Annotated in this window: 25 protein-coding genes; 12 read left to right on the top strand and 13 right to left on the bottom strand. The window is 58.6% G+C overall.

Features of this window, described 5'->3' with window-relative positions:
* Positions 1-304: 304 nt before the first annotated feature.
* The 4 genes from fliP to fliF are packed head-to-tail and all read right to left on the bottom strand — an operon-like array spanning position 305 to position 3,609.
* On the bottom strand, positions 305-1,048 hold the full coding sequence (gene fliP, locus RA24_RS14710; RefSeq protein ID WP_019295235.1) for a flagellar type III secretion system pore protein FliP: 744 nt from the start codon (positions 1,046-1,048) through the stop codon (positions 305-307).
* Entirely contained in the window at positions 1,045-1,341 is a 297-nt protein-coding gene (locus RA24_RS14715) for a FliM/FliN family flagellar motor switch protein (RefSeq protein ID WP_019295234.1), read from the bottom strand. Before RA24_RS14715 ends, fliP begins: the two co-directional genes overlap by 4 nt.
* Positions 1,334-1,933, bottom strand: coding sequence for a hypothetical protein (locus RA24_RS14720; protein WP_019295233.1), 600 nt, complete (start codon positions 1,931-1,933; stop codon positions 1,334-1,336). The genes RA24_RS14715 and RA24_RS14720 overlap by 8 nt, the downstream gene beginning before the upstream one ends.
* Positions 1,933-3,609, bottom strand: a complete 1,677-nt coding sequence (gene fliF / locus RA24_RS14725; RefSeq protein ID WP_039147640.1) for a flagellar basal-body MS-ring/collar protein FliF — start codon at positions 3,607-3,609, stop codon at positions 1,933-1,935. Before fliF ends, RA24_RS14720 begins: the two co-directional genes overlap by 1 nt.
* 119 nt (positions 3,610-3,728) lie before the next feature.
* Between fliF and RA24_RS14730 the strand changes: the two genes are divergently transcribed.
* The 9 genes from RA24_RS14730 to RA24_RS14770 all read left to right on the top strand — a co-directional run bounded on the left by RA24_RS14730 (position 3,729) and on the right by RA24_RS14770 (position 13,537).
* Complete coding sequence (locus RA24_RS14730; RefSeq protein WP_039147642.1) at positions 3,729-4,253, top strand: flagellar basal body-associated FliL family protein; 525 nt, start codon at positions 3,729-3,731, stop codon at positions 4,251-4,253.
* Between the two features lie 9 nt (positions 4,254-4,262).
* A complete protein-coding gene (locus RA24_RS14735; RefSeq protein ID WP_019295230.1) occupies positions 4,263-4,709 on the top strand; it encodes a hypothetical protein in 447 nt (148 codons plus the stop codon).
* Positions 4,709-5,323 (top strand): MotE family protein, encoded by a 615-nt coding sequence (locus tag RA24_RS14740; protein ID WP_019295229.1) that lies wholly within the window; start codon positions 4,709-4,711, stop codon positions 5,321-5,323. Before RA24_RS14735 ends, RA24_RS14740 begins: the two co-directional genes overlap by 1 nt.
* A gap of 78 nt (positions 5,324-5,401) precedes the next feature.
* A complete protein-coding gene (gene motA / locus RA24_RS14745) occupies positions 5,402-6,271 on the top strand; it encodes a flagellar motor stator protein MotA (RefSeq protein WP_019295228.1) in 870 nt (289 codons plus the stop codon).
* Positions 6,268-8,751, top strand: a complete 2,484-nt coding sequence (locus tag RA24_RS14750) for a hypothetical protein (protein WP_193747136.1) — start codon at positions 6,268-6,270, stop codon at positions 8,749-8,751. The genes motA and RA24_RS14750 overlap by 4 nt, the downstream gene beginning before the upstream one ends.
* Positions 8,752-9,244: 493 nt before the next feature.
* The gene (flhA, locus tag RA24_RS14755) at positions 9,245-11,278 is read left to right on the top strand and encodes a flagellar biosynthesis protein FlhA (RefSeq protein WP_446720193.1); all 2,034 of its coding nucleotides are present in this window, start codon (positions 9,245-9,247) and stop codon (positions 11,276-11,278) included.
* Positions 11,275-12,054: a flagellar biosynthetic protein FliR gene (locus RA24_RS14760; protein WP_039172139.1), complete on the top strand. Its 780-nt coding sequence runs from the start codon at positions 11,275-11,277 to the stop codon at positions 12,052-12,054. The genes flhA and RA24_RS14760 overlap by 4 nt, the downstream gene beginning before the upstream one ends.
* Positions 12,051-13,142: a flagellar type III secretion system protein FlhB gene (gene flhB / locus RA24_RS14765; protein ID WP_019295224.1), complete on the top strand. Its 1,092-nt coding sequence runs from the start codon at positions 12,051-12,053 to the stop codon at positions 13,140-13,142. The genes RA24_RS14760 and flhB overlap by 4 nt, the downstream gene beginning before the upstream one ends.
* Complete coding sequence (locus tag RA24_RS14770) at positions 13,139-13,537, top strand: hypothetical protein (RefSeq protein ID WP_039192442.1); 399 nt, start codon at positions 13,139-13,141, stop codon at positions 13,535-13,537. The genes flhB and RA24_RS14770 overlap by 4 nt, the downstream gene beginning before the upstream one ends.
* A 75-nt stretch (positions 13,538-13,612) precedes the next feature.
* Here the strand turns inward: RA24_RS14770 and RA24_RS14775 are convergent, their stop codons facing one another.
* The 9 genes from RA24_RS14775 to RA24_RS14815 are packed head-to-tail and all read right to left on the bottom strand — an operon-like array spanning position 13,613 to position 18,188.
* A complete protein-coding gene (locus tag RA24_RS14775; RefSeq protein WP_039192445.1) occupies positions 13,613-14,110 on the bottom strand; it encodes a flagellar basal body-associated FliL family protein in 498 nt (165 codons plus the stop codon).
* A gap of 8 nt (positions 14,111-14,118) precedes the next feature.
* Positions 14,119-14,859, bottom strand: a complete 741-nt coding sequence (gene flgH / locus RA24_RS14780; protein WP_019295221.1) for a flagellar basal body L-ring protein FlgH — start codon at positions 14,857-14,859, stop codon at positions 14,119-14,121.
* A complete protein-coding gene (gene flgA, locus RA24_RS14785; protein WP_019295220.1) occupies positions 14,859-15,281 on the bottom strand; it encodes a flagellar basal body P-ring formation chaperone FlgA in 423 nt (140 codons plus the stop codon). The genes flgH and flgA overlap by 1 nt, the downstream gene beginning before the upstream one ends.
* The gene (gene flgG, locus RA24_RS14790; RefSeq protein ID WP_019295219.1) at positions 15,281-16,066 is read right to left on the bottom strand and encodes a flagellar basal-body rod protein FlgG; all 786 of its coding nucleotides are present in this window, start codon (positions 16,064-16,066) and stop codon (positions 15,281-15,283) included. The genes flgA and flgG overlap by 1 nt, the downstream gene beginning before the upstream one ends.
* 10 nt (positions 16,067-16,076) lie before the next feature.
* On the bottom strand, positions 16,077-16,793 hold the full coding sequence (locus RA24_RS14795; RefSeq protein WP_019295218.1) for a flagellar hook-basal body complex protein: 717 nt from the start codon (positions 16,791-16,793) through the stop codon (positions 16,077-16,079).
* The gene (locus RA24_RS14800) at positions 16,793-17,065 is read right to left on the bottom strand and encodes a flagellar biosynthetic protein FliQ (RefSeq protein WP_019295217.1); all 273 of its coding nucleotides are present in this window, start codon (positions 17,063-17,065) and stop codon (positions 16,793-16,795) included. Before RA24_RS14800 ends, RA24_RS14795 begins: the two co-directional genes overlap by 1 nt.
* 3 nt (positions 17,066-17,068) lie before the next feature.
* Complete coding sequence (gene fliE, locus RA24_RS14805) at positions 17,069-17,371, bottom strand: flagellar hook-basal body complex protein FliE (RefSeq protein WP_039192448.1); 303 nt, start codon at positions 17,369-17,371, stop codon at positions 17,069-17,071.
* A 22-nt stretch (positions 17,372-17,393) separates the two neighbouring features.
* Positions 17,394-17,786, bottom strand: coding sequence for a flagellar basal body rod protein FlgC (gene flgC, locus RA24_RS14810; RefSeq protein ID WP_019295215.1), 393 nt, complete (start codon positions 17,784-17,786; stop codon positions 17,394-17,396).
* Positions 17,787-17,798: 12 nt separating this feature from the next.
* Positions 17,799-18,188, bottom strand: coding sequence for a FlgB family protein (locus RA24_RS14815; RefSeq protein ID WP_019295214.1), 390 nt, complete (start codon positions 18,186-18,188; stop codon positions 17,799-17,801).
* A gap of 88 nt (positions 18,189-18,276) precedes the next feature.
* Here RA24_RS14815 and RA24_RS14820 point away from each other — a divergent pair, with 88 nt between their 5' ends.
* The 3 genes from RA24_RS14820 to RA24_RS14830 form a co-directional block, all read left to right on the top strand.
* Positions 18,277-19,605: a FliI/YscN family ATPase gene (locus tag RA24_RS14820; RefSeq protein WP_039172148.1), complete on the top strand. Its 1,329-nt coding sequence runs from the start codon at positions 18,277-18,279 to the stop codon at positions 19,603-19,605.
* A gap of 294 nt (positions 19,606-19,899) precedes the next feature.
* A complete protein-coding gene (locus tag RA24_RS14825) occupies positions 19,900-20,583 on the top strand; it encodes an integrase arm-type DNA-binding domain-containing protein (protein WP_152612850.1) in 684 nt (227 codons plus the stop codon).
* A 17-nt stretch (positions 20,584-20,600) separates the two neighbouring features.
* Positions 20,601-20,752, top strand: a 152-nt coding sequence (locus RA24_RS14830; protein WP_039192454.1) for a helix-turn-helix domain-containing protein, incomplete at its 3' end; no start/stop codon positions are given.

Here is a 20,752-nt window from a genome sequence, read left to right on the forward strand (position 1 = left end):
CGGCCGGAAAGGGCTCGCTGAACTGCATTGCTCACCGGAACTTCGGGCATGTTGCAGACAGAGTGCAATGCAGGGTTTATCCCAAAGGACGTTGGAGACTGAGTGACGAATCCGGGTTCGCACGTCTGCAACATGCTGGAACTGCTGTGGTAAACTTGCCCGAAGGCTACTGGCTTGGAAGCAGTGTCCCTGGCAAGCAGAGTGTTTACGGGCGTAATAGAAAGCCGCAGGTGCTGCTGCTCCGGCCGTAAAAATCGCCGGGCACTGCAGGTGCCCGGCATTTCCAGTCGTATTTTATTAAGTATTAGGGGTAATAGCTGCGCACCAGTGCTGTGGCGATCAGGCTCCAGCCATCTGCGACAACGAAGAACGCCAGTTTGAAGGGCAGGGAGACGATGGCAGGAGGAACCATCATCATGCCCATCGACATCAGGATCGCGGCAACGACGAGATCGATGACGAGGAAAGGCAGAAAAACCAGAAAACCGATCTGAAAAGCGCGGGCGATCTCAGACAGCAGGAAACTCGGCACCAGCGCCGAAAGTGGCGCTTCCGGTACCGGGTCAAGGCCCTGGGTTTCCGGCCTGAGATCCGCAATTGCATAGAAAGTATCCGGATCCAGCCGGTTGGCCATGAATGCCCGGAACGGCTCCAGACTGCGGGTAATGGCCTCACCTGGTTCCAGCCGCTCTTCCAGAAGCGGGTTGATTCCGGTGGTCCAGGCTTCAGTGAAGACCGGCTCCATCACGAAATAGGTCAGAAAAAGAGCCAAGCTGATAATCAGCATGTTGGGGGGCGCCTGCTGCAGGCCGATGCCTTGGCGAAGGATCGACAGAACTGTCACCAGGAACGGGAAGCAAGTGATCATGATCAGAAGGCCAGGGGCCAGACTGAGCACCGTAATCAGAAGGATCAGCTGGATTGAGCGGGCGGAGATTGACTGCCCGTCTGCCAGCGAGAGGCTCAATTCTTGAGCCAGGGCGGTGTGCGGCAAGGCCAGCAGAAGCACTGAGACCAGAGCCGCCCGCACAAATGTCGTATGTGTCATCCCAAACCGCTTTGCAGATCGGCAATTTCCGTCAGGCGCACGGCCAACTGGCCTGCTTGGTCACCTTCCAGCTCTTCCAACTGGCCGCGGGCAACCAACCGGTCACCGACATATAGATCCACCGGGTCTTCGACGCGTTTGTCCAAGGTCAGGATGGCATTTTCGCCGAGGCTGACCAGGTCGCGGATCAGCGGCCGGGCCTTGCCGACCGAGACGACCACTTCGACCGGAACTGAAACGAAAGGGTTGCTTGCGTCAGCGGATTTCATGTTGAGATCGGCAGCATCATCCATAGTGGCTGTCCTCATTTGCGTGATAGGTAAAGGCCTCAATCGAGTCCTGGATCGATTCGAGAAGGGCATCGCAGTTGATTTCGCACTCAGCGCTTCCGACTCTCAGATAGGCTTGGCCTGCAGACAGCACGCCGTCCTCCTTTACAGTCACCGGCACCGAGAAATTTTCCGGTAGTAGGCTGCGCACCGCAGCGCTCTCGCCAGGAGCCACCACGATCTGCATCGGCTGGTCTGTCTGGCCCTTGGCCATGCCTGCAAGCTGGTCGACAATGTGGTGCCCGAAAGAGGCCGCCATCGTGTCAGGCAGTACCGCGCTGGTTAGCACCTTAAACATCGGATCCAGCGAATCGAGCAGCTGGTTTTGCGCTTCTTGATAAGTGAAATTGAGGTCTTCCAGCGAGCTGGCCAGTTCGGCAGAAATTCTCGTGTTCTCCTGATCCTTGGCCGTCACCGCGTCATCCCAGCCAGCGCTGTAGCCATTCTCGAAAGACGCGAGTCGCTGTTCCTCGATGAGTTCCTCGGAAATTGCAGGTGCAGCTGGCTCCACCAATGTTTTCATTCCGAAATCTTCAAGCAAGTGTGCAATTGTCATCAGGCCTGCTCCTTATTTTCTTCCAGCCATCCGCGCAGAATCTGAACCGTTTCTTCCTGCCGTTCACCGATTAGGCTGCGCAGGCGATCGACGGGATCATCCGTGCTGCCGCCCAGAGCCGGCAGGCCGACGGCCCCCATCATGTCACCAGTACCCATTGCCGGCAGTCCGCCGAGAGGCTCAAACTGGCCGGTTTCGTTATTCTCAATTTCGCCATCCAAGGCCAAGCCGGCACCCAAATCTGGCGCGGTCATGAAGCCATCTCCGCCCATTCCGGGAAGGCCAGGCAGGGCATCGGGACCCGCACCAGGGGCAGGAAGTGCTGCTGCCGATGCTCCCTGGTTCGACAGGATCGGCCGAACAACAAAAAGGCCTAGGATCAGGCTGACGATGGCCAGCGCTGCGATTTGAACCAGAGACATGGCGTCAAAGTTGAGCGTGTCCAGGAAAGAAGAGGTCGCCACAACACCCTGCGGTTCCACGGCAGGCAGTTCCATCGACTTGAGGGTGATTACGTCGCCCCGGTTTTCATCGAAACCGACGGCTGCTGAAATCAGCTCCCGCATTGCTGCGAGTTCTTCTTCCGGGCGCGGCTGGAATACTGTTTCCCCTGCGTCGTTAGTGGCGGCGGTGCCATTGATCAGAACGGCAACGGTCAGGCGCTTAATCGCGCCGGGGCCGCGCAGAATTTCTTTTTCAGTTTCCGAGATCTCGTAGTTGATTCGCTCCCGGGTCGCGCTGGTGTTGGCTTTGGATCCCTGGCCCGACGCGGCGTCGCCATCGGGAATATTTGAAGCAACCGTGACTTCCCCGGACTGGTTGGTAGAGGAATCTGCGCGTTCTTCGACATCGGTGCTGACCGCGACACGGCTTTTGGGGTCCACCAGCTTTTCACGGATCGATTCGGTATCGGTGACGGTTTCCACGCTCACCTCGACAACGGCATTGCCCTGGCCAACGCGGGCTTCAACCAGCCTCAAAACCCGCTCGCGAATCGTCTGTGAGCGGTCATCCGTTCCGGCGCCCGCCGCTGCCGTCGCGTCCGTCGAACCGATCAGAGCGCCATTGGCGTCGATCACGGCCACATTGTCCACGGCCAGGCCGGTAACGGCAGACGAAACCAGGAAACGAATTGCATTGGCCTGAGCTGGTGTGATCGGTGACCCCATGGGCACAATTGATACAGAAGCCGTGGGTTCAACAGTGCGCTGAAAGGGGTTCGATCCGGTATTGGCAATATGCACCCGAGCCTGGCTGACATGCGGGCTGGCAACAATGGTACGGGCCAATTCGCCTTCTTTCGCGCGCCAATATGCTGCATCGAACATCTGAGAGGTTGTGCCGAACCCGCTAAGCGAATCAAGCAGTTCGTAACCTTTGCCGCCGTTGGCCGGCAGTCCTTCACTGGCCAGTGTCATGCGAAGTTCGTCGCGTTGCGTGGACGGTACGTAGATAGAGCCGCCGCGCACCTCAAATTGAGTGCCGCGCTGCTCGAGCGACCGCACCACATCTCCGGCCGAGCCGCTTTCCAGCCCGGCATAGAGCAGTGTCATTGTTGGCTTGCTTGCCACATGGGACATGGCGATGACGCTAAGAATCATGATTACCGTGGCCCCCACGGCAATCAGACGCTTCCGCATGTCCATTTCTGCCCAGACATTCTTGATCTGCTGCACATTAACCTCCGTCGCACCGGCGTTCTCTCCGGCATGCAACCGTTTTGACGGATCGGCCTTAACATTCGGTTAGTTCCTCGCAGGTTATGAAGAGGCTGCACGACGTTTTAGGGATAGCCATGACAGATGCTGCAGTAGATATCGAAGCAGATGCCCCGGCCAAGAAAGGCAAATTGCCCCTCATCATTGGGGCGGTGCTGGCTTTGGCGGGCGCGGGCGGCGGATTCTTTGCCGTTCAGTCTGGCCTTCTTCCCTTTGGTCAGAAAGCGGCACCAGAAACGGTGCACGCGGCCGAAGTGGCGCCAGAAGGCGTGGACACTGGTGAGACGGCGGAGGATATCGCGAATCTCGCCTTTATCGAAATGGACCCGATTGTGATTACCCTGCGCAAAGCCAGCGGTTTGAGGCATTTGAGGTTCCGTGCGCAACTTGAGGTCGGCCTGGTGCACCAGGCTGAGGTCGAAAGAGTCCTCCCGCGGGTTGTCGATGTCCTGAACAGCTACCTGAGAGCACTGGAGCTTGAGGATCTTTCTGATCCGATGGCGCTGCCGAAACTGAGGGCACAGATGCTGCGGCGGATCAATATTGCCACCGGCCAGGGCCGGGTGCGTGATCTGCTGATTATGGATTTCGTACTGAACTAGGAGGACAGGATGGACATTATTGCTGATATCCTGCTTGCAGCCGGAGCGCTGGGCGCCGGATTCTACTGTCTGGTGCTGTCGCGCCGGCTGAAGCGGTTCAATGACCTGGAAAAAGGTGTGGGCGGTGCGGTTGCCGTTCTGTCTGCGCAGGTTGATGACCTGAACAAATCGCTGCAATCGGCCCAGCAGGTGTCGGACGGATCCAGCAAGGCGCTGCAGCAGCTGACGGGCCGAGCCGAATCGGTGGCCCAGCGGTTGGAGCTTATGATGGCTTCCATGCATGACATTCCAGACACAGGCGCTGCACCGGCTGCGGCCGCAACTGCAGCGGAGGACGAGGCGATGGCAACTGCCTATGAAGCTGACCCGCAGCCCGCTGCCGAGACGCAGGAAGAACCCAAATCTTCCGGCTTGATGTTTGTGCGTCACAACCGCAGCCAGAACCGGGTGGCGTGATGGCGAAGGCGGTAAAGAAGACCAAACGCTTCAGGCGCAGCGGAACGCTGATGATGCTGGCACTGCTGCTGATGGGCTCTGCTGTTGTGCGGTTGGGGCTTGAAGCAGGACCGGCTATCGCTCGAGAGGTGGCGAGCCTGAACGAAAGTGGCCAGAAAGAGGCCGCGCACAAAGGTGAGCCGCATCGTGATGCAATGCCTACCTCTGCAGAACTGCAGACCATGCTGGCTGCGTTTCAGCAGAGGGAAGAGGTCTTGGCCGCCCGGGAGGCGGAAATCCAGGACCGGATGAAAGCGCTGGAAATAGCCGATCAGGCAATCGAGAAGAAACTGGCCGCTCTGGAGCAGGCAGAAGAAAACCTGCGCGCCACCTTGGCGCTTGCGGATGGTGCGACAGAGGCGGATGTAACCCGGTTGACCACGGTCTACGAGCAAATGAAGCCTAAAGAAGCATCCGCGTTGTTTGAGGAAATGGACCCGGCCTTTGCGGCTGGTTTCCTGGCCCGGATGCAACCTGAGGCCGCAGCTGGAATCATGGCCGGTCTCAGCCCTGAAGCCGCCTATACTATCAGCGTGGTGCTGGCCGGCCGCAACGGTTCCGTGCCCAAGGAGTAACTTGGGCGCGACGGCTTAGTCTTTCCTTAGGAAGACTCACCTAAACTAATAAAAACCAACGAAATTCGGAGTGGACCTATGATCGGGATTGTAGGCATTGTGGTGATCTTTGCCATGGTGTTCGGCGGATACCTTCTGGCCGGCGGCAAGATGGCGATCATTCTGAAGTCGCTGCCGTTTGAGATGATGATGATTGGCGGTGCCGCGGTCGGGGCGTTCCTGATTGCCAATGACATGGGGGGCGTCAAACACACTCTCAAGGACATCGGCAAGGTGTTCAAAGGCCCCAAATGGAAGCCGGATGACTACCGCGACCTGCTGTGCCTGCTGTTTGCTCTGATCCGCATCGCCCGGGCAAATCCGGTTGAAGTGGAACAGCATATCGAGGACCCGGAGAATTCCTCAGTCTTCAACAAGTACCCCAAGATCCTGGCCGACAAGGAGGCCGTGAACCTGATCTGCGACACAATGCGTTCGGCCTCGATGAATTACGACGATCCGCATCAGGTCGAAGAGGTGCTGGAAAAGCGGATGGAAGCAAATCTGCATCATGCGCTGCACTCAAGCCACGCCTTGCAAACTATGGCTGACGGCCTGCCGGCGCTTGGAATTGTTGCGGCGGTTTTGGGTGTGATCAAGACCATGGGGTCAATTGACCAGCCGCCCGAGGTGCTGGGTAAGCTGATCGGCGGTGCTCTGGTTGGCACGTTCCTTGGGGTTTTCCTGTCTTACGGCCTTGTTGCCCCTTTCGCAGGTAAAGTGAAGGCCGTGGTCGAGGAAGACTCACACTTTTATCAGCTGATCCGAGAGGTTCTGGTTGCCAATCTTCACAACCACGCAGCGGCGATCTGCATTGAGGTCGGCCGTCAGAATACGCCCTCGCATTTCCGGCCCGGCTTCTCGGAACTTGAAGAAGCTCTCAAATCGGTGAAACAGGACGCAGCATGATCTGGCGAGCATTTGCCATTGCAGCCGTTCTTCTGACGGCAGGCACTGCCCAAGCGCAAACAATCGTAACCCGCTCAGGCGAGCACAAGGGGTTCACGCGCCTGGTGATGCGGCTGCCGAACGGCGCGGACTGGTCGCTGACGCAAAGCGGCATGACGGCCACGGTGAATATTGATGCTCCAGAGGCTGTTTTTGACACCTCTCGAGTGTTCAATCTAATTCCCCGCACAAGATTGCAATCTTTAGCGCAAAATGGTCCAGGCAAACCACTGCGGTTGCAGTTGGGTTGCGATTGCTCTGTTACGTCATACGTTCAAAAAGACGGTTATCTGGTGGTAGATATCCGCGACGGCGGCAAACCGGCGCGAACGCCGCAGTTCCGTTCTGCCGCAGGTGTTTTGCCGCTCACCACTCCGGCACCGCAGTCCGGCTACCGGTTCGGGTTTACCCAATCGGCTGCTGCGGATGCACGTCTGGCGCTGGAACTGGCGGCGGCGGTAGCCAGGAAACAGGACGGAGTACAATTGGCTCCGCCGCAAAATGGATCTGCTCCGGAAGTTTCGGGGTCGGCCTCTACCACTGCACTGGCGCCCGGTGCCGGGCAAATGGATGTGGAACTGCCTTTGTACGGCGGTCAAGCACCCGTAGAAGAAGCAGATGCAGAATCAGATGCCGTAGTTGAGGCTGAAACGGTTCCTGCCGGTCTCCCCGAAACCGCCTTGCTGCTGGACATGGAGGAGTCGGAACGCGCCGCTGTTGTGGGCAAATCCGAACAACGCTTGTTGCAACAGATTGGCCGGGCGGCCAATCAAGGTCTGCTGACAGTAGCGGTAGATGAGCTTTCGGTTGCGGTCACGTCTTCCGGGCTAGACCCGCTCAGCGGTGCTGACCGGCCGCTCAATCCGCTTGACCACATTTCCGTAACTTCGGCAATTGACCGAGAAACCGGGCTGATCGCAGCTCTGTCTGATGCCAGTAACGAGGCGTCACACTGCCTCAAGAATCAGGATGTTGCTATCCAGACTTGGGGTAATGAAAGCACCTTTACGGACCAACTCTCGCCGCTGCGCAGTGCTCTGGTCCAGGAATTTGATGATGTAAACCCGGCAAGCGTTCATGCACTCGCCAGGCTCTATCTGTTTTTCAGCTTCGGGGCCGAGGCCCGTCTGATCATGACCATCCTGCCCCCTGAACAGCAGGAAAGTCCTGAAGTGTCTGTACTGAACACCATGGCGAAGCTGATGGATGGCATCGCGTTGCCAGTCAATCATGTGTTTTCCGGCCAGCAGGGTTGTGAAGGCGACAGTGCCTTGTGGGGGGCCTTGGCTGACGGCGCGGTCAAGAAAAGCGCCAATACCGACGCCATTCAGCAAGCGTTCTCCAAACTGCCGATCCATCTTCGTGTGCATCTGGGGCCGCGGCTCAGCAAGATGTTTGCCGAAGCTGGGAACCACCACATCGCTGAAGCAGTGCTGCGGGCGGTTGACCGGACAGGTGTTGAAGAGGTTCCGGAGATCAATCTGGCTGAAGCGGCGATTGCAGAGCTGGAAGGCGACAGCGAGAAGATGGCTGAGGAACTGACCAGCGAAGTGGCCGAGAGGACAGGCAACGCCCCGGAAGCTCTCATTGACTTGGTGGCGCTGAGCGTGAAGGAGCGCAAAGCTCTTTCACCCGATGTACCGGACCTGATCGCTTCTTATGAGCTCGAACATCGCGAAACGGAGCTTGGTGCGGAACTGCGCCGCTCTCTGGTATCCTCCCTGGCATTGATGGGGCAGTTCCACGAAGCTTTCCAGGAACTGCAAGGGGTGTCCGAGAGGGATGGGCCAAATGCGCGTGCAGCGGCGCTAGAGCCGTTGATGCTGTTGCTGGCTGAACGTGCAGATGATGTGACATTCCTGCAGTACTCTCTGGTTTTTGCTAAGCAGGCAACACCAGCTGAGGCTGCGCCAGTGGCTGCTCAGGTGTCACGCCGGCTTCTTGATCTTGGCTTTGCGCAACAGGCACAGGAGCTTCTTACGAAGCTTGCTCTGGAGCCGGAAAATGAAACCCGCCGCCTGCTGATGGCGGAGGCCGCGTTGGTGCTGGAAAAACCGCATCGGGCGCTTGTTGAACTGATGGGTTTGGAAGGGTCGGCCGCCAATCATATGCGGGCTCAAGCCTTGTGGCGGAACGGTGAATACGGCCGAGCCGGTGAGTACCTGCTGGCCGAAGAGGAAGCCGACGCGGCTGCCCGCGGTTTCTGGCATTCAGAAAACCTGAGCGCCATTGAAACCATCGAAGAAGAATCTGCTGTGCCGTTTGGGGCCGTTGCATCTGTCACAACACAGATCGGAGAGACTGCACAGGATCCTGTCGGTTTGACGCCGCTGGCTCACGCTAGGGCACTGGTAGAAAGCAGCGAAGGCACGCGCGGGGGCATTGCGGACCTGCTGGACCAAGTCGGTACAGGTCTGGAGAAACCAACTGACAATCAGTGATCTGAGCAGATTTGATGGATTTCGGCGGCCGTCTCACCCAGGGGCGGCCGCTGACAATTCTGCTAACACTTTGTCAACTGGTGGCCGGTAACGTCACAAGCGGGTGAATCCTGACTTGGAACGGGCAGAATGCCAGACAACAAAAATATTAGTTGCCCGCATGGGCCGATTCCGCGCGCAGCAGGCGCAGCCACCGGCTTAGCGTGCACGCATGTGCAAACTCTCTACACAGCAATTCTGCAGAACTCCTGGTTGGCTGCCTGGGCTGTATTTGCCGCTCGCCTATTGCCGCAGTCAGCCAACAGCATTTTTCCTGTGCTTGTGCTGAGAGCGTTTCTGGGAGGTTTTGACGATACGCCGTCCGTCCGGCCGGCCAGAACGCGAAACCACGCCTTCACCCGATCCAGTAGGACAAAATTGCGGGGCGTGACCATTGCCTAAATTGACTACAGAACAACTTTTCAGCCCAACGGTCCTCCTGGCGCTGGCGCTGATGGCGATCATTGTGATGATGATCCTCCCTATGCCGGCCTGGGTGCTGGACGTGGGTCTGGCGGCATCCTTTGCACTGGCAATTTTGATTTTCACCATCACACTGTTCATCGAGCGGCCTTTGGATTTTTCTTCGTTTCCGACGATCCTGCTGGCTTCTCTGATGCTTCGATTGTCGTTGAATGTGTCTTCAACCAAGCTGATCATTGGCCAGGGGCACTCGGGGACTGATGCGGCAGGCAACGTTATCGAAGGCTTCGCACAGTTTGTCATGGGCGGAAGTGTTTTCCTCGGTCTTGTGGTGTTTGGCGTATTGCTGATCGTTAACTTCATGGTGATCACCAAGGGTGCGGCGCGGATGGCCGAAGTGGGCGCCCGCTTTGCTCTGGACGGGATGCCGGGTAAGCAATTGGCGATTGATGCTGACATGTCGGCGGGGGCAATCGACCACCAGACTGCCAAGGAGCGCCGAGAGCGCGATCAGCAGGAAACCACGTTCTTCGGCTCGCTGGACGGTGCCTCGAAGTTCGTCAAGGGTGATGCAGTTGCCGGTCTGCTGATCACTCTTCTGAACCTTGTGATGGGGTTGATCATGGGCGTTCTGGTCCATGGCATGCCGGTCGGCAGCGCGTTTGAGACTTACGCCATTCTGACCGTGGGCGACGGTTTGGTGTCGCAGATCCCGTCAGTGATCATCTCCATCGCCGCTGCCCTTCTGTTGGCTCGCGGCGGCACAACCGGCGCCACCGACATCGCACTTTTCGATCAGTTCGGCCGCCACCCAGCCGCGCTGACCACTGTTGCGGTTTTGATGGTTCTGTTTGCACTGGTTCCCGGTTTGCCGTTTCTGCCTTTCGTGACAGGCGGTGGCGTATTGGGTTTCATCGCGTTCCGAATGGCCAAGAAAAAGATGAATGATGCCGAGGCTGAGATCGAGGAGAAGATCGAAGAAGCCTCTGATCCTGCGGCATCGCGGCCGCTTGGTGATATTCTGGACCTGGACGACCTTCACCTGGAGTTCTCGCCTGATCTTGTGAGCATGGTTTTGGATGCAGGCACTGGGCTGGACGCACGGATCGCCAATATGCGGTCCCATATCGCCACAACTTTTGGCCTTATCCTTCCAGAAATCCGGCTTACGGATCAGCATGAACTGGAAAGGGGCACATATGTGATCAAAGTTCAGGGTGTTGAACAGGTGCGCGGCACGCTGCATCCAGACATGGTTCTGGCACTGATGCCAGACAACCACGAAGCACTGCCGCCCGGAACTGACGTGACTGAGCCGGTTTACGGCGCGCCGGCCCGTTGGATCTCTTCTAAGTCGCAGGAACAGGCGGCGCTGGCCGGCGCCACAGTTGTCACCCCGCCGGAAATCCTGGCCACTCATCTGCTGGAGATTATCAAGCAGAACTTCTCCCGCCTGTTGACGCTCAAGTCACTGCGCCGCCTGCTCGACGAGATGACGCAGTTGTCCGATGGCTTCCGGGCAGAGGCGAACCGCAAACTTCTGGATGCTCTGGTGCCGGAAAAGGTGCCGATGGATACACTGCATGCGGTGCTGCGGCTGCTGCTTGAGGAGCGGGTTTCGATCCGCAATATGCCGTTGATCCTTGAATCGATTGCCGAGGCGCGGATGCACACCACACAGCCGGAACTGATCTGCGAGCATGTGCGCCAGCGTCTGGGGTTCCAGCTGGTTGCAGAAATGAAGCGCGAGGACGGCACCATTCCATTGATCCAGCTGGCGCCGGAGTGGGAAGACAAGTTTTCGACTTACCAAGTGGACGCGCAGGGTGCGGGGCTGGATATCGCCTTGCCGCCTGACTTGTTCAACCTGCTTGCCGATGGGCTGAGCGACAAGCTGGGCTCAATCACCGATCAGGGGATTTTTGCTGCGGTTGTGACTTCTACACGCCGCCGCAGGTACCTGAAGACGATTCTGAAATCGCGTGGAATCACCAACCCAGTTCTGTCGTTCGAGGAAATCGGTCTCGAGGCGCGGCCGGCTTTGGTTGGGATGGTCCAGGCATGAACATGAACTTTCTGCCACCAGAGCTGGTACTGCTGCTGGGGGCAGGATTCTGGCATGCTGCCATAGTCTTCCTGCGGGTTTCTGCTATGGTTTCGGTATTGCCTGCGATGGGGGAACTTTATGTTCCCACCCGCGTGAAACTGGCGATCGCGGTTGCCTTTACATTTGTGGTTGCCCCGGCATTGCCGCCCTTTCCCGAACCGGATGGGGTCATGGGATATACCCGGTTTGCGGTAACCGAAGCGATCATCGGCCTGGCTCTTGGCATCGGCGCTCGGATTTTTGTTCTGGCCCTGCAAACCGCTGGGACTATGGCGGCGCAAAGTACCTCCTTGTCGCAGGTTTTGGGAGGAATCGGAGCTGAACCGATGCCGGCGCTTGGGGCTGTTCTAATGATCTCCGGCGTGACCCTGGCAGTGATGCTGGGACTGCATGTCCGGGTGGCAGAGTTGCTGATCGGATCCTACCGGATGTTTCCCGCCGGCCAGTTTCCTGCCGCAGCTGGACTGACGGAATGGGGCGTGTTTCGGGTGTCGGAGAGCTTTTCGATGGCCTTCACGCTGGCAGCTCCGTTCGTCATCACCGCGGTCATCTACAACTTGGCGCTTGGGGTGATTAACCGGGCAATGCCGCAGCTGATGGTCGCCATGGTCGGCGCACCGGTCATCACCTTCTTTGGATTGTTCATCCTGATGGTCGGCAGTCCGATGATTCTGGATGTCTGGTCCCGGGCCTTGATGACTTTTCTGGCAAATCCAGGAGCAGGAATGCCATGAGCGGCCAGGACGACGATTCTGACAAGTCATTCGAGCCGACGGAGCAGAAGCTCCGGAAGGCCCGGGAGAAGGGCGAAGTTGCCAAATCCACCGACCTGTCTGTGGCCGCGGCTTACCTTGGGCTAATCGTAGCATTTTATGCGGCCGGAAGCAGTAGTGTTGAAGGGACCGGTACCGCTCTGATGGCTTTTCTGGACCAGCCCGACAGACTGGCGCCGCTGTTCTTTGATGGCGGGTCCGCGGCGGCACCAGTGGGGGGCTTTGCCAGCAGCGTGCTGCGGCCAATTCTGCCGTGGTTCCTAGTGCCATTTGCTCTTGTTCTTCTGTCGATCGTCGGTCAGCGCGCCTTGGTTTTTGCCCCCAGTAAGCTGGAGCCGAAACTGTCGCGTGTCTCAATTATTTCCAATGCCAAGAACAAATTCGGCAGGTCGGGCCTGTTCGAATTCCTGAAAAGCTTTCTGAAGCTGATGCTCTATTCGATATGCTTGGGTGTCTATTTAAGCCATCGGCTGCCTGACATGATTTCGTCGTCTGGCACCGGGCCGCAATCGGTCGTGCTGATGCTGTCGCAACTGGCGTTGGAGTTTCTGTTCCTTGCACTGGTGATTTCTTTGGCGATCGGAGTTGTGGATGCTGTCTTCCAGCATGCTGAACACCGCCGTAAAAACATGATGTCGCGCAAGGAAATCCAGGACGAAATGAAGGATGCCGAAGGGGATCCCCATATGAAAGGCAAGCGGCGTCAGCGTGGCCAGGAGATCGCGTTGGGCCAGATGATGGCCGAGGTGCCGAATGCGGATGTGGTGATCGTCAACCCAACCCATTACGCAGTTGCCCTGAAATGGAGCAGAGAGAAGGGTGCCGCGCCGGTTTGTATAGCCAAAGGGGTTGATGAAGTTGCCGCAGCAATCCGGCGCGTGGCCAATGAAAATGCCGTCCCGATCCACAGCGACCCGCCAACCGCCCGTGCGTTGCATGCCACAATCGAAATTGGCGACGAAATCCTGGAAGAACACTATGCGCCAGTGGCTGCGGCAATCCGTTTTGCCGAGGAAATGCGTAAGCGCGCCAAAGGAAAAATCACATGAAGCAAAAGATGCTCGACCAAATGGCGGCAGTGACTGCTGCGCAGTACATGCAGGAGCATGCCAAAATCCAGCCGGCACTTGCGCGTGAAGCAGAACTGCGCGGCCAGCTGGCCAAGCTCAATGAACAAGTGCAGGCCACCCGGGAACAAGCAGATGGCGACCACGCTATGAAAGCTATGGGTGCGGATCTTCTTTGGCAGGGTTGGCATACACGCACACGGCGCCAGCTGAACATGGATCTTGCTAAGGCTACCGCGCAAAAACTGCGGATGATGGATCAGTTGCGCAAGGCATTCGGGCGGAAGCATGCTGTTGAAACTATGGCCGCCGCAGAGCGTAAACGCCAAAAGACCGCGCAGAACAAGGCGCTTATGGACAAACTTCTGGAAGGTTGAAGCGTGCAGTTTCGGGCAGACGGAAAAGGCCGGTCCCTATGGACCGGCCTTCGTGCTTAACACGTTCCTGCCTGGTCAGACGTCCTGACGGGATATCTCCATGATCAGCACATCATAAATTCCCTTACCGACATACTTCTGTGCGGCTTCGCGCAGGGCGGTGCGCAGCGGCTCCAGCACGTCCGAACGGGTGAAGGCGCCACGGAAGCCGCCCATATTCGCATGATCGAACAATACTTGCAGGAAGACATCGCGCAGCTTGGGCTCATAGGCACGCACCTTCTCGCTGGTTCCCTTTGCAGTTTCCAGGCTTAGGGAAATGACCACCAGTGAAGTCAGCTGGTCGCGATCAACAACCGGCACCACGAACTGGTTGTTGATCTTGATGTATTCGCGCAGGTCCTCTTCGCTTTCTTCAGAGGGATCCTCGGCAACCGCTGCGGGGACATGGCTTGGGTCCGTTCCGGACGCGGCGTGGTTTTCCTCAGGTGCTGGCGCCAGCATGATGCCGGCGCCGATGCCGCCCCCGGTTCCCAGGATCAGCAGAATGACTGGCAGGAGTTTCGAAAGCATGGCAATCCTCAGAACGGCAGGACAACATCAAGCAGCTGCTGGCCGTAGCGTGGCTGCTGCACATCGGTGATTTGACCGCGGCCGCCATAGGACACACGGGCAGAAGCGATCTTGTCATACGTAATTTCGTTTTGGCGGCTGATATCCTGAGGCCGGACATAACCCGTAACCAGAAGCTCGCGCAGTTCGAAATTCACGCGCAGTTCCTGGGTGCCGCTGATTGCCAGCACCCCGTTGGGCAGCACGTCGACAACTGTTGCTGCGACCCGCAACTCCAGCTTCTCACTGCGCTTGACAGATCCCTTGCCGCCGGAGGCGCTGGAGCTGCCAAGTTCTACTGCGTCAGCCGAGGAGGCGCCTTCCGGCAGTTTCCGGTCAAGCCGTTGCGGCAGACCCAGAAGCTGCGGCATGTTCAGGGTCTCGGAACCCGAGCGCGACCTCTGGGTGTCGTTGGAAATTTCCGCCTCTTCGTCGATTTCGATCACCACCGTCAGGATGTCGCCGCGCTTGATGGCACGGCGGTCGCCGAGCAGCGACTGCTGAGAGCCGCTCCAAAGCGAGGAGCCATCGACGGTGCGCCGTGTCTGGGTTTGCGTCGGCAGGCCTTGGTAAAGCATAGCAACATGCTCAGGCGATTCATTGGCCGGGGTGAAGGACGGCGCCTTGCCCAGATGATCCATCCGGCCGCAGGCCCCAAGAAGGGCCAGTCCAAAGAGAAGCGGTTTTACGGGGGAGAATTTCTTAGACATCAGTTTACCTCTACGGAGCCGTCGTTGGTGATCCGCCCGGTGACGGTTGTGCGGGAAGAAAGGTTCATGACCCGGAGCGCTTCGCCTGCAGCGCCGCGGCCTAAGGCACGGCCCTCGGCTGCGATGGTCAGACCGCCCTGGCGGAATATCAAAGTCACAAGGTCATTACGTTCGACAATGGCAGGCGGGCCGATATCGCCCGGCCGCATAGGCCTGCCTGCATAAAGCGCCACGCGTGCTTCCATGCCGATCACGTCTGAAGGATCTGATAGCGCGCCAAGAATTTCGCCCTTTTTCAGAGCCAGATCCTCTGCGTTCACGATAGCTTTTGCCCGGATTGTGCGCAGCGGAACCAAGTACTCCGCCCAAGCAGGCGGGGTACAAAGCGCAGCGGCAGTCAGGCAGGCAAGGGCAAGTTTCATCAGCGCACCTGTGTGGTTGCACCCATCATCTGGTCGACAGCCGAGATGACCTTGGCATTCATTTCGTAGCCGCGCTGGGCTTCGATCAGCTCGGTGACTTCACGCACCGCATCAACCGAGCTGGCTTCCAGGTAACCCTGGCGGAAAGTGCCCAGTCCGTCCTCGCCTGCCGTGGAAACCGCCGCATTTCCGGAAGCCTCTGTCTCGGTGAACAGGTTGCTGCCGATTGCCTCAAGCCCTTTGGGATTGGTGAAACTGGCCAGGGACAGCTGGCCCAAAAGCTGGCCTTCGGTGGTTTCGTTGAAATACCCGTAGACTTCGCCCTCGGCATTAATCGAGATGCTGGTGGCGTCGTCGGGGATGGTGATTTCAGGCGAAACCGCAAACCCGTCCGAAGTCACAATCAGCCCTTCTGCCGTGCGTTTCAGCGCGCCATCGCGTGTATAGGCGCTTTGGCCGGACGGCAGGGTCACCTCCAGGTATCCTTTGCCGTCGATGGCGACATCCAGGTCGTTGTTGGTCTGTTGCAGCGCGCCCTGTGCCAGATGCACCGAGACGGCAGCCGCACGCACACCGAGCCCCACCTGGACGCCGGTTGGCAGCACCGTGCCGTCGGAAGCATTCACGGTACCAGCCCGCGAAATCTGCTGATAATGCAGGTCGGCAAATTCGGCGCGCCGTGCGTTGTAGGCGGTGGTGTTCATGTTGGCGAGGTTGTTGGAGATGGTCTCCACCCGCAGCTGCTGGGCGCTCATGCCGGTCGCGGCGATCTTCAGGGCACGCATCTGGATTCTCCTAGGTCTTGATCAAGTTCTTGATGGCGTTGCGGATGCGCTCGTCTTCCGATTGGAGGAAGCTCTGGCCCATTTCATAGGCGCGCTGCACTTCGATCATCCGGGTCACCTCGGATATCGCGTTCACGTTGGAGCCTTCGAGGAAGCCTTGCAGGACTTTTGCGTCCAATGTTTCTTCAATTTCCCCATCGACGCGGAACATTACCCCGTCCTCACGCACCAGCGTGTGGCTCTCCACAGGCTTGAAAAGCCCCAGCTGCCCCAGCAACCGTCCGTTTGCGCTGATGGAGCCATCAGCACCCACTTCAATCTTGCCTGCGTCCGGCGGGACAAAGACTGGCGCGCGGCCAGCATCCAGGACCCGGAAACCATCCATGGTCACAAGATCGCCTGCGGCATTGGGAGAGAATGCACCGGAGCGGGTCAACCGCTCACCCTGGGGTGTTTCGACCATGAAGAAGCCGTCACCCTCAACTGCGAAATCAAAGTTTCCGCCGGTTTCTGTGAGCTGACCCTGCTCCATGGAAGTGTTGAAAATGTTCGCACGCGACATCGACAGTGATTGCTGCCCCTGAGAGGACTGCACGAATTCTGAGAAGATCAGCCCTTCCTGCCGGTAACCTGTTGTCGCTGAGTTGGCGATGTTGTTTGCAATGACACGCATTTCGCGCATCAGCCCCGACTGGCGGGAAAGTGTAGCGTAGCCTGCAGTTTCCATTACGAGCCTCCCGCAATCATCGGAATGACGTGGCCATTAAAAAAGGCCACCAGTGTTTGTGTCATGAAGCCCATGGTCATCCAGAACACGACTATGATTGCTGTCAGCTTGGGCACGAATGTCAGGGTCATCTCCTGCACCGAGGTCAGCGCCTGGAACAGGCCGATGGACAGGCCGACAACCAGGGCGACAACCAGAATCGGAGTCGACATGGTGACAGCCGCCCACATGGCCTGGCGCAGGGTGTCATAGAAGAGGCTCTCGCTCATCATGGCTCAGACCGGCATCCTCAGGATTTCCTGGTAGGCCTCTACAACCTTGTTGCGCACGGTGACGGCGGTCTCGACCGCCAGCTCGGTTTGGGCGAGTGCCTGTACCAGTGCATGCGGGTCAGACTGAGAGGTCATTGCTTGCACGGAAACCTGCTCGCTGCTCTGAAGGGTTGCTGCGAAGCTCTCGAAGCTTTCTTTCAGACGTGCGCCTGCCCCCGCGCCAGCGGCGTCATGATTGGGGTCGACTTTGGTGGCGGGCCGGGCGGCGGCATAGCCGCTGGCGGCGGAAAGACTGCGAATATCCATTCTGGATCTCCAAAAATTTCAGTTATCGTCTCAAAAGGTCCATCAAGGAGGCCGACATCGAGCGGGTCTGCTCGAACATTTTCAGGTTGGCCTCGTAGCTGCGCTGTGCTTCGCGGGCATCGGCGATCTCGATCATCAGATCGACATTCGAGCCCTCATAATGCCCGCTTTCATCCGCCAGCGGATGGGAGGGGTCATAGACCTCCTCCAGGTCCCGCCGGTCCAGGGTGACCTTGCCGGTGCGCACATGCTCCACGTCCGTTTGCAGCTCGCGCACGGCTTCAAATGGTACGGTTTTGCGGCGGTAGCCCGGGGTGTCGGCGTTGGAAATGTTCTCGGACACGTGCCGCAGCCGCGAAGCCTGGGCCTTGAGGCCGCTGGCAGTGACGGAAAGGGCTCTGGAAAACTCACTCATCGCTTATCCTCCTCAGTTCTTGCCCAGGCTGGCGCGCAGGATGTTCATGGAGGATTTGTAGATCGCCATGGCGCGCTTGTGCTGGCGGGCGACCTCCACCCCTTTCAGGAGTTCGGTTTCGACAGAAACGGAATTGTCATTGGGATCGCTGCCGGCATCAGTTGAGGTGACAGCCCAGTCCATGCCGCTGCCAGCGGTGCCATTCAGATGGCTGCCGCGGGACGCGATCATGCTGGCCGGGCGGGCACCGGCAGCGAAGACTTCTTTGAAGGGTTTGATATCCTTGGCGTGGTAACCCGGTGTATCGGCATTGGCGATATTCTGGGAAACCAGAGCCTGGCGTTTGCCGGCATGGGTCGCCATGGAATAGGCGATTTTGAATACGTTCAATTCTGTGAACACCAGGGCTTCTCCCTTGATCGATTTCAATCAAGGCTTAACCCCGATTCCTTTAGAAATTGTTTTCAGGACACCAAGGGAGGCCGCTGCGATGAAAGCAGAGCTGCAAGCACTGACCCGTCAAATTGCCGGAAAACGGCTGGTAACCCAGGTCGGCCGGGTGACAGGGATCTCGGGCGGGGAAATCGAAATCAGCGGGCTGGCCGAGGCGGCGCGAATCGGTGATCGGCTGGTGCTGCGCCGTGGGCCGCAGGACGCGTTGCATGGCGAAGTCCTGAAGATTAATGGTAGCAATATCAGTATGTTGCCTGACCGGTCTCCGGATGGTGCTGCGATCGGGGATCCGGTTTTGCTGCACCCGTCACCGGAGTTTTCCCCCAGCGACCATTGGATCGGCCGCGTTATTGATCCGTTTGGCGAGCCGCTGGATGGCCGCCCAATGCTGCCGGGCAGCACACCGCGCGATCTGATGGCACCGCCCCCCAAGGCTGCAGGCCGCCGGTCCATGGGTGAGCGGCTGGCCACCGGGCAGGCAGTCCTGAACACGATTCTCCCGATTGTGCGCGGGCAGAGGGTTGGTCTTTTTGCCGGCTCCGGGGTCGGGAAGTCTTCGCTTCTGGCAAAACTGGCGCAAAGCATGGAAGCCGATGTGGTGGTAATGGCACTGATTGGCGAGCGCGGGCGAGAGGTGAATCACTTTGTCGAACAGGTGCTGGGGCCTGAGGGCATGCGCCGGGCCGTTGTGGTGGCTGCGACGTCCGACCAGTCCGCACTGGTGCGCCGCCGGTGCGCTTGGGCGGCCATGACGGTGGCGGAACACTTCCGAGATCAAGGCAAAAACGTGCTTTTCCTGGCTGATTCCGTCACCCGTTTTGCTGAGGCGCACCGGGAAATCTCCGCGGCCTCCGGCGAGGCACCTGCGCTGCGCGGATACCCGCCTTCAGTGACACCGCTGATTACCGGGCTCTGCGAACGGGCCGGGCCTGGGGGCGAAGGGCAGGGCGATATTACAGCCGTTTTCAGTGTTCTTGTCGCCGGATCCGATATGGATGAACCGATTGCGGATATTCTACGCGGTGTTCTGGATGGGCACATTGTCCTGAACCGCGAAATCGCCGAACGCGGCCGGTTTCCCGCGATCGACGTTTCACGTTCGGTGTCACGCAGTCTGCCTGCGGCTGCCTCTGCTGATGAAAACGAGGCGATCAAAGATGTGCGAAAATACCTGGGCGCTTATGAGCAGTCAGAGGTGATGATCAGGGCTGGGCTGTACGCCGAAGGCAATGACGCAGTGCTGGATCAGGCAGTAAAATTGTGGCCAGAACTGGATGCGTTCTTCGGACGTGAGGACCCGGAGGGCATTACCAGCAGTTTCAATCGCCTGCTCCTGATGTTGCGCCGGGCCAAGGCTGGGCGTTGAAACCAATTACGAAGATACGATGAGGTGGAATCCGCAAAGGTAGCAAGCTGATGCCTTAGCCGCGCTGTTCTGCCCGTGTTCGGCTGCCTAACAGGGTTGCTTCAGCAAAACTCATTAAGCCGCTTGAGGTGTGGTACAAATCTGAGGCCCCCGGGCCGAAACCGGCGTTCCTAGGCACCCGGTAAGCCATTCAACCGGCTGGCTTTCCCGCCTGCGGAACGGGCCGCGTCAGCGGTTTTCCTTCCTGAACTATGCTGCTTCCCCGCTTTTCCTGGCCGCTTCCCGGGAAACTGCGTGGAATTTTTCCTGAAGCAGAGAAGGAAGACAGCCATGCGTAAATCCGCTCTGAACACCGCCAATGCCCGTCCCGCTTCCCAACGGTCAGAGACCGTTCAATGGGACACTGAGGTTCCCAAGCTGGGCCTCCGGCAGCGCGGCACCACTAACTCCTGGATCGTGCAGTGGCGTGCCGATGGCAGAACCCGGAAGCAGACACTAGGGCGATCCGATGCGATCCCCCTGCCCCAGGCCCGCGAGCTGGCCCGCAGGCTGCTCGACGGCGTAACAAAAGGGGCAGCTCCGGACGCCGCCCCGACGGTGGCCGCCTTCAGCCGCCGCTATCTCAAGGATCTCGCCCCGAGCTGGAAGTCGGCCACCCAACGCGCCCACGCACAAGACGTCGAGCACCTCATCATCCCTTATCTGGGCAGCAAGCGGCTCAATCAAGTGACACGGGCAGATTTGGTTTCCTGGAAAGACGGTCTGCCCGGCAGTGCCGCCAGCGGCAACCGCGCACTCTCCGTTTTGTCCGGCATGATGCGGCACGCGGAACTGCTTGGCCTGCAGCCGCCCGGCAGCAATCCCTGCAAGGGGCTGAGGCGCCGCAAGACAAGCTTCAAGGCCACCTATCTCTCCGAAGCACAATGGGCGCGTCTGGGATGGTCTTCCCCCACTGAAGTGGTCCTCCGCTATGTTTAGTAAAACGGAGGAAACGCATGGCCAACAAGCGACCAAAGCCAGAAGAGATTGTCACGAAGTTGCGGCAGGTTGAAATACTGACCGCGCAAGGAATGCCGCGTCTGGATGCGATCCGGCAGATTGGCGTGACTGAACAGACCTATTACCGTTGGAAGAAGAAGTACGGTGG

It is taken from the genome of Leisingera sp. ANG-M6, assembly GCF_000813905.1.
Classification (GTDB): Bacteria; Pseudomonadota; Alphaproteobacteria; order Rhodobacterales; family Rhodobacteraceae; genus Leisingera.

Excerpts from the sequence above, each read along its gene's own strand:
- fliP (WP_019295235.1), bottom strand. The coding sequence starts at position 1,048 with ATGACACATACGACATTTGTGCGGGCGGCTCTGGTCTCAGTGCTTCTG.
- RA24_RS14715 (WP_019295234.1), bottom strand. The coding sequence starts at position 1,341 with ATGGATGATGCTGCCGATCTCAACATGAAATCCGCTGACGCAAGCAAC.
- RA24_RS14720 (WP_019295233.1), bottom strand. The coding sequence starts at position 1,933 with ATGACAATTGCACACTTGCTTGAAGATTTCGGAATGAAAACATTGGTG.
- RA24_RS14730 (WP_039147642.1), top strand. The coding sequence starts at position 3,729 with ATGACAGATGCTGCAGTAGATATCGAAGCAGATGCCCCGGCCAAGAAA.
- RA24_RS14735 (WP_019295230.1), top strand. The coding sequence starts at position 4,263 with ATGGACATTATTGCTGATATCCTGCTTGCAGCCGGAGCGCTGGGCGCC.
- RA24_RS14740 (WP_019295229.1), top strand. The coding sequence starts at position 4,709 with ATGGCGAAGGCGGTAAAGAAGACCAAACGCTTCAGGCGCAGCGGAACG.
- motA (WP_019295228.1), top strand. The coding sequence starts at position 5,402 with ATGATCGGGATTGTAGGCATTGTGGTGATCTTTGCCATGGTGTTCGGC.
- RA24_RS14750 (WP_193747136.1), top strand. The coding sequence starts at position 6,268 with ATGATCTGGCGAGCATTTGCCATTGCAGCCGTTCTTCTGACGGCAGGC.
- flhA (WP_446720193.1), top strand. The coding sequence starts at position 9,245 with ATGGCGATCATTGTGATGATGATCCTCCCTATGCCGGCCTGGGTGCTG.
- RA24_RS14760 (WP_039172139.1), top strand. The coding sequence starts at position 11,275 with ATGAACATGAACTTTCTGCCACCAGAGCTGGTACTGCTGCTGGGGGCA.
- flhB (WP_019295224.1), top strand. The coding sequence starts at position 12,051 with ATGAGCGGCCAGGACGACGATTCTGACAAGTCATTCGAGCCGACGGAG.
- RA24_RS14770 (WP_039192442.1), top strand. The coding sequence starts at position 13,139 with ATGAAGCAAAAGATGCTCGACCAAATGGCGGCAGTGACTGCTGCGCAG.
- RA24_RS14775 (WP_039192445.1), bottom strand. The coding sequence starts at position 14,110 with ATGCTTTCGAAACTCCTGCCAGTCATTCTGCTGATCCTGGGAACCGGG.
- flgH (WP_019295221.1), bottom strand. The coding sequence starts at position 14,859 with ATGTCTAAGAAATTCTCCCCCGTAAAACCGCTTCTCTTTGGACTGGCC.
- flgA (WP_019295220.1), bottom strand. The coding sequence starts at position 15,281 with ATGAAACTTGCCCTTGCCTGCCTGACTGCCGCTGCGCTTTGTACCCCG.
- flgG (WP_019295219.1), bottom strand. The coding sequence starts at position 16,066 with ATGCGTGCCCTGAAGATCGCCGCGACCGGCATGAGCGCCCAGCAGCTG.
- RA24_RS14795 (WP_019295218.1), bottom strand. The coding sequence starts at position 16,793 with ATGGAAACTGCAGGCTACGCTACACTTTCCCGCCAGTCGGGGCTGATG.
- RA24_RS14800 (WP_019295217.1), bottom strand. The coding sequence starts at position 17,065 with ATGATGAGCGAGAGCCTCTTCTATGACACCCTGCGCCAGGCCATGTGG.
- fliE (WP_039192448.1), bottom strand. The coding sequence starts at position 17,371 with ATGGATATTCGCAGTCTTTCCGCCGCCAGCGGCTATGCCGCCGCCCGG.
- flgC (WP_019295215.1), bottom strand. The coding sequence starts at position 17,786 with ATGAGTGAGTTTTCCAGAGCCCTTTCCGTCACTGCCAGCGGCCTCAAG.
- RA24_RS14820 (WP_039172148.1), top strand. The coding sequence starts at position 18,277 with ATGAAAGCAGAGCTGCAAGCACTGACCCGTCAAATTGCCGGAAAACGG.